We start from the raw sequence: 14,630 nt of genomic DNA on the forward strand, positions 1-14,630 counted from the left end.
ATAACCGTTCGTGCCGGTCGCGGGCCGGCACGGACGGAAACGAAAACGGCCCCGCCGAAGCGGAGCCGTGTGTTTCTCATGCAATGCCGTTACCGGCCCCCGCCCATCCCTCTGGAGCAGAGCCCCCCTGAGTCAGGGGGGCGCGCCGAAGGCGCGGGGGTCTGGAAGCATCGTTTGCATGGGGCCCACGGTTTGCAAGGCAAACCGTGGGGCGTCAGCGCGAATGCGCCAACGCACCATGCTTACGCACCATGCGAAGCCAGCTGGCCCAGGCGCTGCACCGCGACCGAAACGGTCGGGTAATCCAGGGTCTTCTGCTCGGCCAGTTCGGCCAGCATCGCCAGGGTGAAGCGCAGGCTGCTGTCATCGCGGCCCATCCAGGCGGCGACCTTGGCTTCGGCGCTGCTGCCCTTCATCGACAGGACCTGGGCAGCCAGGTTGCGATGGTGGGCGGCCAGCTCGTCGCGCAGTACGCCACGGGCCACGGCGTGCCAGCGGCCATTGACCTCCAGCGCGTCGATCTGCTCGAACAGCCACGGCAGCTGCAGGGCATCGCCCAGGCGGAAGTGGACCTTGGAGACGTCCACCGGCTTGAGCTTGCGGGTGCGGGCCAGCTCGATGATGTCGAACGCCGGCTCCAGGAACTGCAGTTCCGAGAGCTGCTGCGACAACGCCGGCGGCAGACCCTTGTCCTTCCACTCCTGCACGCTCGCCTCGTAGGCCGGGCGCTGCGAATCCGGCAGCACGCCCGAGGCGTCGCGGATGTCGTTGAACGCGGCCTGGTAGCGGTTGACGGCTTCGGTGATGCCCGGCATGGCGCCCGGACGCGACAGCAGCCAACGCACGAACGAGCGCTGCAGCTTCCAGATCACTTCCAGCGCGTCGATCTGCACCGACTCCGGCAGCGTGCCGTCGAGGGCGTCGATCTGTGCCCACAGGGCGCGCGCGTCCAGCGTTTCACGGCTGATCGTGTAGGCCTTGGCGACCTCGGCCACGGTGCGGCCGGTGTCTTCCTGCATGCGCATCAGGAAGGTGGCGCCCATGCGGTTGATGGTCTGGTTGGTCACGGCCGTGGCGATGATTTCGCGCTTCAGGCGGTGACGCTCCATCGCGTCGGCGTACTTCTTCTGCAGGGGCGTGGGGAAGTAACGCTGCAGTTCCTTGGACAGGTACGGATCTTCCGGGATGTCCGACTCGAGCAGCTGCTGGAAGGCCACCAGCTTGGAGTAGGACAACAGCACCGACAGCTCCGGACGGGTCAGGCCCTGGCCACGCGCCTTGCGCGCGGACAGCTCCGCATCCGAGGGCAGGTACTCGATCTGGCGATCCAGCAGGCCCTGCTGTTCCAGCGTGCGGATGAAGTGCTGCTTGGAGCCCAGGCGCTTGACCGCCATGCGTTCCATCAGGCTCAGCGCCTGGTTCTGACGGTAGTTGTCCATCAGCACCAGCGCGGCCACTTCGTCGGTCATCGAGGCCAGCAGCTTGTTGCGCTGCTCGACGGTCAACTTCTTGGCCCGCACCACATCATTGAGCAGGATCTTGATGTTGACTTCGTGGTCGGAGGTGTCCACACCGGCCGAGTTGTCGATGAAGTCGGTGTTGAGCAGCACGCCGGCCTGGGCAGCTTCGATGCGGCCCAGCTGGGTCATGCCCAGGTTGCCACCCTCGCCCACCACCTTGCAGCGCAGCTCGCCGCCATTGACGCGCAGCGCGTTGTTGGCGCGGTCGCCAACATCGCTGTGCTGCTCGCTGGCCGCCTTGACGTAGGTACCGATGCCGCCGTTCCACAGCAGATCGACCGGCGCCTTCAGGATCGCGCTCATCAGATCGTTCGGGGCCATCGACTTGATGCCCTCGTCCAGGCCCAGCACGTCACGGACCTGCGGGCTGATCTCGATCGACTTCAGCGTACGCGGGTACACGCCGCCGCCCTTGCTGATCAGCTTGGCATCGTAATCGGCCCAGCTGGAACGCGGCACGGTGAACAGACGCTCGCGCTCGACGAAGGTCGTGGCCGCATCCGGGTTCGGGTCCAGGAAGATGTGGCGGTGATCGAACGCGGCGACCAGGCGGATGTGGCGCGACAGCAGCATGCCGTTGCCGAACACGTCGCCGGACATGTCGCCCACGCCGACCGCGGTGAAGTCCTGGCTCTGGCTGTCACGGCCCAGCGCACGGAAGTGGCGCTTGACCGACTCCCACGCACCGCGCGCGGTGATGCCCATGCCCTTGTGGTCGTAACCGACCGAGCCACCGGAGGCGAAGGCATCGCCCATCCAGAAGCCATGCGCCACGGCCAGGCCGTTGGCGATGTCGGAGAAGGTCGCAGTGCCCTTGTCGGCGGCCACCACCAGGTACGGGTCGTCCATGTCATGGCGCACGACATCCACCGGCGGCACGATCTTGTTGTTGACGATGTTGTCGGTGATGTCCAGCAGGCCCTGGATGAACAGCTTGTAGCAGGCCACGCCGTTGGCGAAGATCGCATCGCGGTCGCCGTTCACCGGCGGGGTCTTGGCGAAGAAGCCACCCTTCGCACCGACCGGCACGATCACGGTGTTCTTGACCATCTGCGCCTTGACCAGGCCCAGCACCTCGGTACGGAAGTCTTCGCGACGGTCCGACCAGCGCAGGCCACCACGGGCCACCGCGCCGAAGCGCAGGTGGGTACCTTCCACGCGCGGGCCGTACACGAAGATTTCGCGGTACGGGCGCGGCTTGGGCAGGTCCGGCACCAGCGCCGAATCGAACTTGAAGCTGATGACGTGGCCCGGGCGGCCCTCGGCATCGGTCTGGTAGTAGCTGGTGCGCAGGGTCGCATCGATCACGCCCATGAAGCTGCGCAGGATGCGGTCTTCATCCAGGCTGGAGACGCGGTCCATCAGCTTCAGCAGCGCATCGCGCGCGGCATCCATCTGCACGGTGCGGTCGCCCTTGCGTGCATCGACCACGGTCTTGAGCACTTTCAGGGTGGCTTCGTCACCACCGGCAAGCACGGTCAGGTGTGCGCGCAGCTGGGCCTGGCCCTCGCCGATCGCATCCTTGCTCTCGTTGCCGGTGGCCGGGTCGAAGCGGGCTTCGAACAGCTCCACCAGCAGGCGGGCCAGCAGCGGGTAACGGGTGAAGGTGCCTTCCACGTAGGCCTGCGAGAACGGCACGCCGGTCTGCAGCAGGTACTTGCAGTAGCCGCGCAGCATCGCCACCTGGCGCCAGTGCAGGCCGGCAGCGAGCACGAGGCGGTTGAAACCGTCGTTCTCGGCATCGCCATGCCACACGCGGGCGAAGGTCTCGCCGAAGGCTTCATCGACGCTCGGTGCATCGATCGCACCGGCCACCGATTCGACTTCGAAGTCCTGCACGTACACCGGCGCGTTGTCGACCGTCAGGCGGTACGGACGCTCGGCAATCACGCGCAGGCCCATGTTTTCCATCATCGGCAGCGCGTCGGACAGCGGGATGTCATCCAGCTGGCGATACAGCTTCAGGCGCAGGCCTTCACCGCCTTCGCGCTGCACGGCCTGCAGGCTCAGGCGCAGGTCGTCCGGGCCGGTCAGCGCATCCAGCTGGCTGACGTCGTTGGCCGCGATCTCGGTGCTGGAGTCTTCGATGTAACCGGCCGGCAGCGCCTTGCCGATACGCGCGGCGATGCGCAGGCCTTCGCTTTCACCATGACGGGCGACCAGCGCTTCGCGCAGATCGTCCTGCCAGTTGCGCAGCACCTGGGCAAGCTTCTGCTCCAGCTCGCTGGTGTCCACTTCCAGGGTCTGGCCAGCCTTCGGGCGCACGATCAGATGCACCTGGGCCAGCGGCGATTCGCCGAGCACCACGGAGCTGTCCACGTACTCACCCTGCAGGGCGTCCTTGAGCATGGCTTCGATGCGCAGGCGCACATCGGTGTTGAAGCGTTCGCGCGGCAGGTACACCAGCGCGGAGATGAAACGGCTGTACTTGTCACGGCGCAGGAACAGGCGGCTGCGCACGCGCTCCTGCAGGCCCAGCACGCCCATGGCGGTGCGGAACAGTTCGTCCTCGCTGGACTGGAACAGTTCTTCGCGCGGCAGGGTTTCCAGGATGTGGCGCAGGGCCTTGCCGCTGTGGCTGCTCGGCGCCAGGCCGGACTTGCTCATCACATATTCGTGGCGCTGGCGCACCAGCGGGATTTCCCACGGGCGGCGGTTGTAGGCGCTGGAGGTGAACAGGCCCAGGAAGCGCTGCTCGCCGATGATCTTGCCCTTGGCGTCGAACTCCAGCACGCCGATGTAATCCATGTAACCGGAGCGATGCACGCGCGAACGGGCATTGGTCTTGGTCAGGATCAGTGCGTCCTTCAGACCGGAGGTGGCATTGAGGCCCTGCGCGGCCAGGGTCTTGACCGGGCGCGCGGCGGACTTGTCCTGCCCGCGCATCAGGCCCAGGCCGGTGTCGTTCAATGGCGCCAGCACATCTTCCTTGCCCTGCTTCTCGACGCGGTACTCGCGGTAACCGAAGAAGGTGAAGTGATTATCGGCGGCCCAGCGCAGGAATTCCTGTGCTTCGGCGCGCGAGGCGGCATCGACCGGCAGCTGGCGGCTGCCGAGATCGTCGGCCAGGCTCTGCGCCTTGGCACGCATCGCGTCCCAATCGCGGACGATGGCACGCACCTCGTCCAGCGCCTTGATGATCGCCTTCTCGACGTCGGCCATGGCCTCGGCCGGCTGACGGTCGATTTCCAGCAGCATCACCGATTCGGCGGTGCCGTCGCTGACCGTGGTCAGCTTGCCGGCCTTGTCACGCGCGAAGCGGATCACCGGGTGACCCAGCACGTGCACGCCAACGCCGTGTTCGGCCAGCGACATCGTGACGGTGTCGACCAGGAACGGCATGTCGTCATTGACGATCTGCAGCACCGTATGCGGCGACTCCCACCCGTTGCCCTTCAGCGTCGGGTTGAACACGCGGACGTTGGCCTTGCCGGGCTTGCGCACACGCGCGAATTCCAGCGTGTCCGCTGCCAGTGCGGCCCACTCCTCGGCGCTGTGGTGCGGGAACTCGTCCGCCTCCATGCGCTTGTAGAAGTCGGCGGCAAAAGCCACTGCCTCGGCCTGCCCGGCCGACGGGTAGCGCTTGCGCAAGGCCGTGTACACCGGCTCCAGCGAGAAGCCCACTGGCGAAACAGTCTGCGTATCGGCTGGTTTGGATTTGTTTTTCACGGTCTTGGCTGCTGGTTTTTGCGGTTTCATGACGGAGCGGTGCGTGTTGCTCAGTTGGGAAAATGAAATTGTAGGCCTACCGCACAGAAATACCTTGCTGCAGGACGGAATAAGGTGATTCGGGTTGGGTCCCGTTTACATCGGCGATGTCAATTCGGCGACGTACGGATCAGCGCATCGGCGCTTCCTCCGTCGCAGCATCGGCCGCTTCGGTTGCAACTTGACGTTGGTCATCAAAACGCACCGAAAGACAAGGCTTCTACAATTCTGAACTGGACGGTATAGTCCACCGCGTGACTCCCCCACACCCCGCCGCCAGCACGATGGACGCGCGCGATCATCGCGTGTTCGATGCTGTGCGCGAGTTGCTGGCCAGCCAGGGAATGCAGCTGAGCATGGACGCGGTGGCCCAGCACGCCGGCTGCTCCAAGCAGACCCTCTACAGCCGCTATGGAAGCAAGCAGGAACTCCTGCGCCGGGTGATGCAGCGGCATGTCTGCCGCGCGACCGCCGGGCTGCGCTCACTGGACGGTGATGACCTGCGTGGCAGCCTGCTGCAGTTCGCCAACGATTACCTGGATCACTTCAATCAGCCCCACGTGGTCCAGGCCCGGAGGCTGATCGCGACAGAATCCAGCCAGTTCCCCCAGGAAGCCCGCACCCTTTACCAGGACGGCGCCGGGGCACTGGCGCTTCATGTTTCTGAATGGATGGCAACCCGGTCCGAGCAAGGCCAATTGAGGCATGACGACCCGCACTTCATGGCTGAACTGCTATTGAGCATGATCGCCGGCTTGGATTTCGAAAAACAGCGCTTCCACATCCCCCATCGCGCTGACGCCACCGTGCGGCGCCGCTGGGCAGAATTCTCCGTCGACAGCTTCCTGCGCGCGTTCGCTGCGCCCGAAGCCGCCACGGCTTCGCATTCAAACCAACACCGGAGCTTCTCCTGATGATCGCCCCACTCCGCACCCTTGCCCTGACGTGCGCAGTCGCCCTTGCGTTGACCGCCTGCAAGAAGGAAGAGCAGCAGGCCCCGCCGCCGCCGGAAGTGGGCGTGATCGAGGCCAAGCCCCAGACCCTGCCCCTGCAGCGTGAGCTGGTCGGCCGTCTGTCGCCGTACCGCAGTGCCGATGTCCGGGCCCGTGTGCCGGGCGTGCTGCTCAAGCGCGTCTACCAGGAAGGCTCGGATGTGAAGGAAGGCCAGGTGCTGTTCCTGATCGATCCGGCACCGCTGCGCGCCGCGCTCAACGCCGCGCAGGCCGAGCTGACCTCGGCCCAGGCCACCGCCGCGAACGCCAAGGCCGCGGCCAACCGCGCCCGCTCGCTGGCCCCGCAGGCCTATGTCTCCAAGTCCGATCTGGACGCGGCCGAAGCGACCGAGCGTACCGCCGCCGCGGCGGTGCAGCAGGCCCAGGCCTCGCTGGCCAGCGCGAAGATCAACCTCGGCTATGCCGAAGTGCGTTCGCCGATCAGCGGCCGCGCCGGCAAGCAGCAGGTCACCGAAGGCGCACTGGTCGGTCAGGGCGATGTCACCCTGCTGACCACCGTGGACCAGCTCGACCCGCTGTACGTGAACTTCTCCATGAGCGTGGATGAGCTGACCCAGATGCGCGCGGCCCAGGCCAAGGGCGCACTGGCCCTGAGCGGGGACGGCAAGTCCACCGTGCAGGTGAAGCTGGCCGACGGCACCGTCTACGACCAGCCGGGCACGCTGGACTTCTCCTCGACCACGGTCGACCCGGCCACCGGCGCGGTCTCGCTGCGCGCGGTGCTGCCCAACCCGCAGCAGATCCTGCTGCCGGGCGCCTTCGTCAGCTTCCAGGCGACCCTGGGTGAGCGCAACAACGCCTACCTGGTGCCGCTGCAGGCGCTGCAGCGCGACACCACCGGCGGCTACGTGCTGGTGGTCGGCAAGGATGGCAAGGTCATCCGCAAGAACGTGAAGAGCGAAGGCCAGCAGGGCAGCAACTGGCTGGTCAGCGGTGGCCTGGATGCCGGCGACCAGGTGATCGTGGCCGGCGTGCAGAAGGTCAAGGAAGGCGCCCCGGCCAAGGCCGCCCCGTGGAACCCGGCCGCCGGCAACGGCAATGGCCAGGCTCCGGCGGGTGCTGCTCCGGCGGGTGCCGCTCCGGCCGATGCCGCCCAGCCTGACGCCGCTGCCGCCCCGGCCGATGCCGCCGCCACGAAGTCCGACGCCGCTCCGGCTGCCGAACCGAACAAGCAATAACGGGAATCCTCCGTCATGCCTAAATTTTTCATTGAACACCCGGTATTCGCCTGGGTGGTCGCGATCCTGATCTCGCTTGCGGGCGTGATCTCGATCCTGGGTCTGGGCGTGGAGTCCTACCCGAGCATCGCACCGCCCCAGGTGACGGTGAGCGCCACCTACCCCGGCGCCAGCGCCGACACCGCCGAAAAGTCGGTCACCCAGGTGATCGAGCAGCAGCTGACCGGCATCGATCACCTGCTGTACTTCAGCTCCTCCTCGGCCTCCAACGGCCGCGTCACCATCACCTTGACCTTCGAAACCGGCACCGATGCCGACATCGCCCAGGTCCAGGTGCAGAACAAGGTGTCGCTGGCGACCCCTCGCCTGCCGACCGAGGTGACCCAGCAGGGCGTGGTGGTGGCCAAGGCCAACGCCGGCTTCCTGATGGTGGTGGCCCTGCAGTCCGACAGCGCCTCGATCGACCGCGATGCCTTGAACGACATCGTCGGTTCGCGCGTGCTCGACCAGATCTCGCGTATCCCGGGCGTGGGCAGCACCCAGCAGTTCGGCTCCGAGTACGCCATGAACATCTGGCTCAACCCGGAAAAGATGCAGGGTTACGGCCTGTCGGCCACCCAGGTGCTGGCCGCGATCAAGGACCAGAACGTACAGTTCGCAGCCGGTTCGCTGGGCTCGGATCCCTCGCCTGAAGGCCACTACTTCACCGCGACGGTCTCGGCCGAAGGCCGCTTCAGCTCGCCGGAAGAGTTCGAGAACATCATCCTGCGCGCCAACACCGATGGTTCGCGCGTGCTGCTCAAGGACATCGCCCGGATCGCCTTCGGTGCGAACAACTACGGCTTTGATACCCAGTACAACGGCAAGCCGACCGGTGCCTTCGCGATCCAGCTGCTGCCGGGCGCCAACGCACTGAACGTGGCCAACGCGGTCACCGCCAAGATGGACGAACTGGCCCCGAGCTTCCCGGCCGGTGTCAGCTGGTTCTCGCCGTACGACAGCACCACCTTCGTGAAGATCTCGATCGAGGAAGTGGTCAAGACCCTGATCGAAGCGGTCGCGCTGGTCTTCCTGGTGATGCTGATCTTCCTGCAGAACTTCCGCGCCACGCTGATCCCGACCCTGGTCATCCCGGTCGCGCTGCTGGGCACGTTCCTGGGCATGAGCATCATCGGCTTCACCATCAACCAGCTGACGCTGTTTGCGATGGTGCTGGCGATCGGCATCGTGGTCGATGACGCGATCGTGGTGATCGAGAACGTCGAACGCATCATGACCGAGGAGAAGCTGCCGCCCAAGGCCGCCACCCAGAAGGCCATGACCCAGATCACCGGTGCGGTGGTCGCCATTACCGTGGTGCTGGCGGCGGTGTTCATTCCGTCGGCCCTGCAGGGCGGCGCCGCCGGCGAGATCTACAAGCAGTTCGCGCTGACGATCGCCATCGCGATGGCCTTCTCGGCGTTCCTGGCGCTGGGCTTCACCCCGGCGCTGTGCGCGACGTTCCTCAAGCCGACGCACAACGACAACCCGAACATCGTCTACCGCACGTTCAACAAGTACTACGACAAGGTCAGCAACACCTACGTGGGCCACATCACCTCGGCGGTGAAGCATGCCCCGCGCTGGATGATCCTGTTCGTGGTGCTGACCGTGCTGTGCGGCTTCCTGTTCACGCGCATGCCGGGCAGCTTCCTGCCCGAAGAAGACCAGGGCTATGCGCTGGCGATCGTGCAGCTGCCGCCGGGCTCGACCAAGTCGCAGACCAACCACGCCTTCGCCCAGATGCGCGGCATCCTGGAAAAGCAGGATGGCTTCGAAGGCATGCTGCAGGTGGCCGGTTTCAGCTTCGTCGGTTCCGGTGAGAACGTGGGCATGGGCTTCATCCGCCTCAAGCCCTGGGCGGACCGCGACATCACCGTGCCCGAGTTCATCAACAACATGAACGGCGCGTTCTTCGGCATCAAGGAAGCGCAGATCTTCGTGGTCAACCTGCCGACCGTGCAGGGCCTGGGCCAGTTCGGCGGCTTCGACATGTGGCTGCAGGACCGTGGCGGCGTGGGCTATGAGCAGTTGACGCAGGCCCGCAACATCCTGCTCGGCAAGGCGGCGCAGGAAAGCGACCTGCTGACCGGCGTGCGCCCGAACGGCCTGGAAAACGCCCCGCAGTTGCAGTTGCACGTGGACCGCGTGCAGGCGCAGACCATGGGGCTGTCGGTGTCGGACGTGTACAGCACCATCCAGCTGATGCTGGCCCCGGTGTACGTCAACGACTTCTTCTATGAAGGCCGCATCAAGCGCGTGACCCTGCAGGCCGACGGTCCGTACCGCACCGGTGCGGAGTCGTTGAACAGCTTCTACACGCCCAGCACGCTGCAGACCAACGCCGACGGTACGCAGGCGATGATTCCGCTGAGCACCGTGGTGAAGTCCGAGTGGGTGTCCGCCCCGCCGTCGCTGAGCCGCTACAACGGTTACTCGGCGGTCAACATCGTCGGTTCGCAGGCGGAAGGCCGCAGCTCGGGCGAGGCGATGCAGGCGATGGAACGGATCGTCAACGACGACCTGCCGGCCGGCTTCGGCTACGACTGGTCGGGCATGTCCTACCAGGAAATCCTGGCCGGCAACGCCGCGACCCTGCTGCTGGTGCTGTCCATCGTGGTGGTGTTCCTCTGCCTGGCCGCGCTGTATGAAAGCTGGTCGATCCCGGTGGCGGTGCTGCTGGTGGTGCCACTGGGTGTCCTAGGCGCGCTGGCCTTCTCGCTCGCACGTGGCCTGCCGAACGATCTGTACTTCAAGATCGGCCTGATCACCGTGATCGGCCTGGCCGCGAAGAACGCGATCCTGATCGTGGAGTTCGCGGTGGAGCAGCGGGCTGCGGGCAAGAACCTGCGCGAGGCGACCATCGAAGCCTCCCGCCTGCGTTTCCGCCCGATCCTGATGACCTCCTTTGCCTTCATCATGGGCGTGGTGCCGATGGCGATCTCCACCGGTGCCGGCGCCAACGCACGTCACGCGATCGGTACCGGCGTGATCGGCGGCATGGTCTTCGCCACCTTCCTGGGTCTGCTGATGATCCCGGTGTTCTTCGTCGTGGTCCGCCGCATGCTGGGCGACAAGCTGGACGAACCGTCCAAGGAGTTCCTGGAACGCCAGGGCGAAGCCAACACGGCGCACCGTCCGGATCGTTGATGGACAGGGGCAGCCCCGGTTGCCCCACCGCAGGTGACCACCGTGGGTGGTCACGCTGAAACGAAAAAGCCCCGGCGCGAGCCGGGGCTTTTTTGTGTGTGATGCATGACGGGTCACACCATGTGTGGCTGACCGGAAGCGATCCCGGTAGTGCCGGCCGCTGGCCGGCTCCTCCGGATGCCCGGGAAGGGCCGCCTGGTTGCCGGCCAGCGGCCGGCACTACCTGGCGAGCAGCTGCCGGCGATCAATTCACGCGGATGGCGCCCCATACCGCGCAGACGACCACGATCGCCAGCGACGGCCACTGCATCGGCATGTAGAAGAAATGGTGACGGGCAGGCTCGCCGGGCGCACGCGCACCGTGATTGAGAAATGTCCCCAGCAGCACATTGATGAACGCCCCGATGGCGAAACCGAACAACAGCTGCCGCAGCGACGTATTGCCGTGGTCGACGCTCGGATCCGGCCACAGCCACATCAACAGCAGCAGGGCCGCGATGGGCGTGAACAGCGTCAGGAACCCTGCGCCTCGATAGATCACCATGGAATCTCCTGCAGAACGGAACCGCACATTCTGCACTACCGCTGGCCGACCAACGGTCGGCACCTACCCGGCTGGCGGCCGCGAGGCGAAGGCGGCCGCCAGCGGGCCACGACCATGGGTCGTGGCCGCGCTACATCAACGCAATCCCGTCTCGTTGCGCGCAATCACCAACCGCTGGATCTCCGAGGTGCCCTCGTAGATCTCGGTGATCTTGGCATCACGGAAGTAACGCTCCAGCGGCATTTCCTTGGAGTAGCCCATGCCGCCGTGGATCTGCACCGCCTGGTGGGTGATCCACATGGCCGCTTCGGAGGCGGTCAGCTTGGCGATCGCCGCTTCATTGCTGAAACGCTTGCCCTGGCCCTTCACCCATGCCGCACGCAGCGTCAGCAGCAGGGCTGCGTCCAGCTTGCATTTCATGTCGGCGATCTTGGCCTGGGTCATCTGGAAGGTGCCGATCGCCGCGCCGAAGGCCTTGCGGTCCTTCACGTATTCGATCGTCGCTTCATACGCGGCGCGCGCGATGCCGATCGCCTGCGAGGCGATGCCGATGCGGCCAGCGTCGAGCACGCCCATGGCGATCTTGAAGCCCTCGCCTTCCTTGCCCACGACATCCTCGGCGGCCGCCACGTAATCCTGGAACTCGATTTCGCAGGTGGCCGAGGCACGGATGCCCAGCTTCGGCTCGGTCTTGCCGCGGTGGAAGCCGGCCTTGTCGGTGTCGATCATGAACGCGGTGATGCCACGCGCGCCCTGGTCCGGATCGGTCATCGCAAACAGCACGATGTACTTGGCGACCGGGCCGGAGGTGATCCAGCTTTTCTTGCCGTTGATCACGTAAGTGCCATCGGCCTGCTTGACCGCCCGGCAGCGCATCGCCGTCGCATCCGACCCGGACTGCGGCTCGGTCAGCGCGAACGCGCCGATGGCCTCGCCCTCGGCGATGGCGCGCACGTACTTCTGCTTCTGCGCTTCACTGCCATGGGTCAGGATGCCGTTGCAGAACAGCGAATTGTTGACCGACATGATCGTCGAATGCGCAGCGTCTCCGGCGGCGACCTCCACCATCGCCAGGACGTAGGCGATCGGATCCATGCCCGCACCGCCGTATTCTTCAGGCACTTCGATGCCCATCAGACCGTTCTCGCCCAGCAGGCGGATGTTCTCCAGCGGGAACTCGCCGGTACGATCGTGGTGTTCGGCGCTGGGCGCGATTTTTTCCTGCGCGATACGGCGCGCAACGTCCTGCAGCATCAACTGCTCTTCGGTAAAGCTGAAATCCACAACACCCTCCCGGGTACAGAGTGAAAGGGGCCGCAGTGCGCGCGGCCCGGTCGGGCGATTGTACCGGGGGGCGGGGAGAGGACGCCTGACTTGACCGCACCGCCGCCAAAGGACGAAAATATCTCTATATCGCGATAGGTAGATATTTATGGATCTCGAGGACTGGTCCGTCCGGCTGAAAGTGTTCGCCGACGCCACCCGGGTGCGCCTGCTGGCGCTGCTGGAACAGGAAGAACTCACCGTGGCCGAGCTGTCGGCCATCACCACGCTGGCCCAGCCGCGGGTGTCCACCCATCTGGCCCGGCTCAAGGAAGCCGGCCTGGTCCGCGACCGTCGCTCGGGCGTCTCGGCGTATTACCGCTTCGATGACGCCGCGCTGGATCCGGCGCAGCGCGCATTGTGGCATGCCCTGAGCACCGGCAGCGACGATCCGCTGCTGCGCCAGGATGCTGAACGCGTCGCCGCGGTGATGGCCAGCCGCGCCGCCGACCAGAACTGGGCCGACAGCGTCGCCGGCGACATGGAACGCCATTACTCCCCCGGCCGCACCTGGGAGGCGCTGGCGCGCACCGCGCTGCCGCTGCTGGAAACCGGTGACGTGCTTGATATCGCCTCCGGTGACGGCGTATTGGCCGAACTGGTCGCCCCGCATGCCAAGCGCTATGTCTGCATCGACACCAGCGCGCGCGTGGTCGCCGCCGCCAGCGAGCGCCTGCGCCGGCTGACCAACGTGGAAGTGCGCGAAGGCGACATGCACGCCCTGCCCTTCCCCGACCAGAGCTTCGATCTGGTGGTGCTGATGCACGCACTGACCTACGCGGCCAAGCCGGCCCAGGCCGTCGCCGAGGGCGCGCGCGTGCTGCGCCCGGGCGGTCGCCTGCTGCTGTGCAGCCTGGCCCGTCACGAACACCGTGCGGCCGTGGACGCGTATGGCCACGTCAACCTTGGTTTCAGCGACAAGGAACTGCGCAAGTTCGTGGAGAAGGCCGGCCTGGTCGTCTCCAGCCTGGAAACCGTGACCCGCGAGAAGCGCCCGCCGCATTTCGAAGTCATTTCGCTGATTGCCAGCAAGCCCTGAGGTCTGCCCATGTCATCCCTGCCCTGGCTCCACCCCGACCGCGTGCATGCGCTGGAAACGGCGCTGGCCCAGCGCATCCTGATCATCGATGGCGCCATGGGCACGATGATCCAGCGGCACGGGCTGCAGGAGGACGACTACCGCGGCGAGCGTTTCGCCGGGGGGTACGACCATCACCACGGTCCCGGCTGCGACCATGCCGCACCCGGCGAGGCCCCACAGGGCCATGACCTCAAGGGCAACAACGACCTGCTGTTGTTGACCCGCCCGGAGGTCATCGGCGGCATCCACACCGCCTATCTGGAGGCCGGTGCCGATCTGGTCGAGACCAACACCTTCAACGCGACCTCGGTCAGCCAGGCCGACTACCACCTTGAGCACCTGGTCTACGAGCTCAACAAAGCCGGTGCCGCCGTGGCGCGTTCCTGCTGCGATGCGGTCGCGGCGACCACGCCGGGCAAGCCGCGCTTCGTGATCGGGGTGCTCGGCCCCACCAGCCGCACCGCGTCGATCAGCCCGGACGTGAACGATCCGGGTTTCCGCAATACCAGCTTCGATGCGCTGCGCGAGACCTACCGCGAGGCCATCGATGGGCTGATCGACGGCGGTGCCGACACCCTGATGGTGGAAACCATCTTCGATACGCTCAACGCCAAGGCCGCGCTGTTCGCCATCGAAGAAGTGTTCGACGCCCGCGGTGGTCGGCTGCCGGTGATGATCTCCGGCACCATCACCGATGCGTCCGGGCGCACGTTGTCCGGGCAGACGGCAGAGGCGTTCTACGCCTCGGTCGCGCACGGCCGGCCGCTGTCGATCGGGCTGAACTGCGCGCTCGGTGCCAGCGACATGCGGCCCCACCTGGAAACCCTGTCCACCGTGGCCGAGTGCCTGGTCAGTGCACACCCGAATGCGGGCCTGCCCAATGCCTTCGGCGAGTACGACGAAACCCCGGAAGAAATGGCGACCACGCTGCGCGAATTCGCCAGCGCCGGCCTGCTCAACCTGGTGGGCGGCTGCTGCGGCACTACCCCGGCGCACATCCGTGCCATCGCCGAGGCGGTAGCCGATCTGCCGCCGCGCCGCCTGCCCGCACCACCGCTGGAAGACGCGGCATGA

General features: G+C 66.0%; 7 protein-coding genes and 1 pseudogene. 5 read left to right on the forward strand and 3 right to left on the reverse strand.

Annotated elements, in window-relative coordinates:
- Window positions 1-242 precede the first annotated feature (242 nt).
- Window positions 243-5,135: pseudogene (locus NJD74_RS09195) on the reverse strand (NAD-glutamate dehydrogenase domain-containing protein); the annotation flags it as partial.
- A gap of 377 nt (window positions 5,136-5,512) precedes the next feature.
- Here NJD74_RS09195 and NJD74_RS09200 point away from each other — a divergent pair.
- From NJD74_RS09200 to NJD74_RS09210, 3 genes are read left to right on the forward strand one after another with little or no spacing between them, the layout of a single operon-like run.
- Window positions 5,513-6,142: a TetR/AcrR family transcriptional regulator gene (locus NJD74_RS09200; RefSeq protein WP_102787986.1), complete on the forward strand. Its 630-nt coding sequence runs from the start codon at window positions 5,513-5,515 to the stop codon at window positions 6,140-6,142.
- Complete coding sequence (locus NJD74_RS09205; RefSeq protein WP_019184365.1) at window positions 6,142-7,419, forward strand: efflux RND transporter periplasmic adaptor subunit; 1,278 nt, start codon at window positions 6,142-6,144, stop codon at window positions 7,417-7,419. The genes NJD74_RS09200 and NJD74_RS09205 overlap by 1 nt, the downstream gene beginning before the upstream one ends.
- Before the next feature lie 15 nt (window positions 7,420-7,434).
- Window positions 7,435-10,608: a multidrug efflux RND transporter permease subunit gene (locus NJD74_RS09210; protein ID WP_046274306.1), complete on the forward strand. Its 3,174-nt coding sequence runs from the start codon at window positions 7,435-7,437 to the stop codon at window positions 10,606-10,608.
- Window positions 10,609-10,852: 244 nt separating this feature from the next.
- Here NJD74_RS09210 and NJD74_RS09215 read toward each other — a convergent pair whose 3' ends face one another.
- A complete protein-coding gene (locus NJD74_RS09215) occupies window positions 10,853-11,152 on the reverse strand; it encodes a hypothetical protein (RefSeq protein WP_319624040.1) in 300 nt (99 codons plus the stop codon).
- Window positions 11,153-11,287: 135 nt separating this feature from the next.
- The gene (locus NJD74_RS09220) at window positions 11,288-12,436 is read right to left on the reverse strand and encodes an acyl-CoA dehydrogenase family protein (protein ID WP_070425471.1); all 1,149 of its coding nucleotides are present in this window, start codon (window positions 12,434-12,436) and stop codon (window positions 11,288-11,290) included.
- Window positions 12,437-12,584: 148 nt separating this feature from the next.
- On the opposite strand from NJD74_RS09220, the gene NJD74_RS09225 reads away from it, so the two are divergent.
- Window positions 12,585-13,514: a metalloregulator ArsR/SmtB family transcription factor gene (locus NJD74_RS09225; protein WP_319624041.1), complete on the forward strand. Its 930-nt coding sequence runs from the start codon at window positions 12,585-12,587 to the stop codon at window positions 13,512-13,514.
- Between the two features lie 9 nt (window positions 13,515-13,523).
- Window positions 13,524-14,630 carry a homocysteine S-methyltransferase family protein gene (locus NJD74_RS09230; protein ID WP_319624042.1) on the forward strand — a complete coding sequence of 369 codons (1,107 nt, stop codon included), beginning with the start codon at window positions 13,524-13,526 and terminating at the stop codon, window positions 14,628-14,630.

The sequence above is a fragment of the Stenotrophomonas sp. RG-453 genome (genome assembly GCF_033843685.1).
GTDB classification, from domain to species: Bacteria; Pseudomonadota; Gammaproteobacteria; order Xanthomonadales; family Xanthomonadaceae; genus Stenotrophomonas; species Stenotrophomonas bentonitica_A.

Coding starts and splice junctions, on each gene's coding strand:
- NJD74_RS09205 (WP_019184365.1), top strand. CDS start 6,142: ATGATCGCCCCACTCCGCACCCTTGCCCTGACGTGCGCAGTCGCCCTT.
- NJD74_RS09210 (WP_046274306.1), top strand. CDS start 7,435: ATGCCTAAATTTTTCATTGAACACCCGGTATTCGCCTGGGTGGTCGCG.
- NJD74_RS09225 (WP_319624041.1), top strand. CDS start 12,585: ATGGATCTCGAGGACTGGTCCGTCCGGCTGAAAGTGTTCGCCGACGCC.
- NJD74_RS09230 (WP_319624042.1), top strand. CDS start 13,524: ATGTCATCCCTGCCCTGGCTCCACCCCGACCGCGTGCATGCGCTGGAA.
- NJD74_RS09200 (WP_102787986.1), top strand. CDS start 5,513: ATGGACGCGCGCGATCATCGCGTGTTCGATGCTGTGCGCGAGTTGCTG.
- NJD74_RS09215 (WP_319624040.1), bottom strand. CDS start 11,152: ATGGTGATCTATCGAGGCGCAGGGTTCCTGACGCTGTTCACGCCCATC.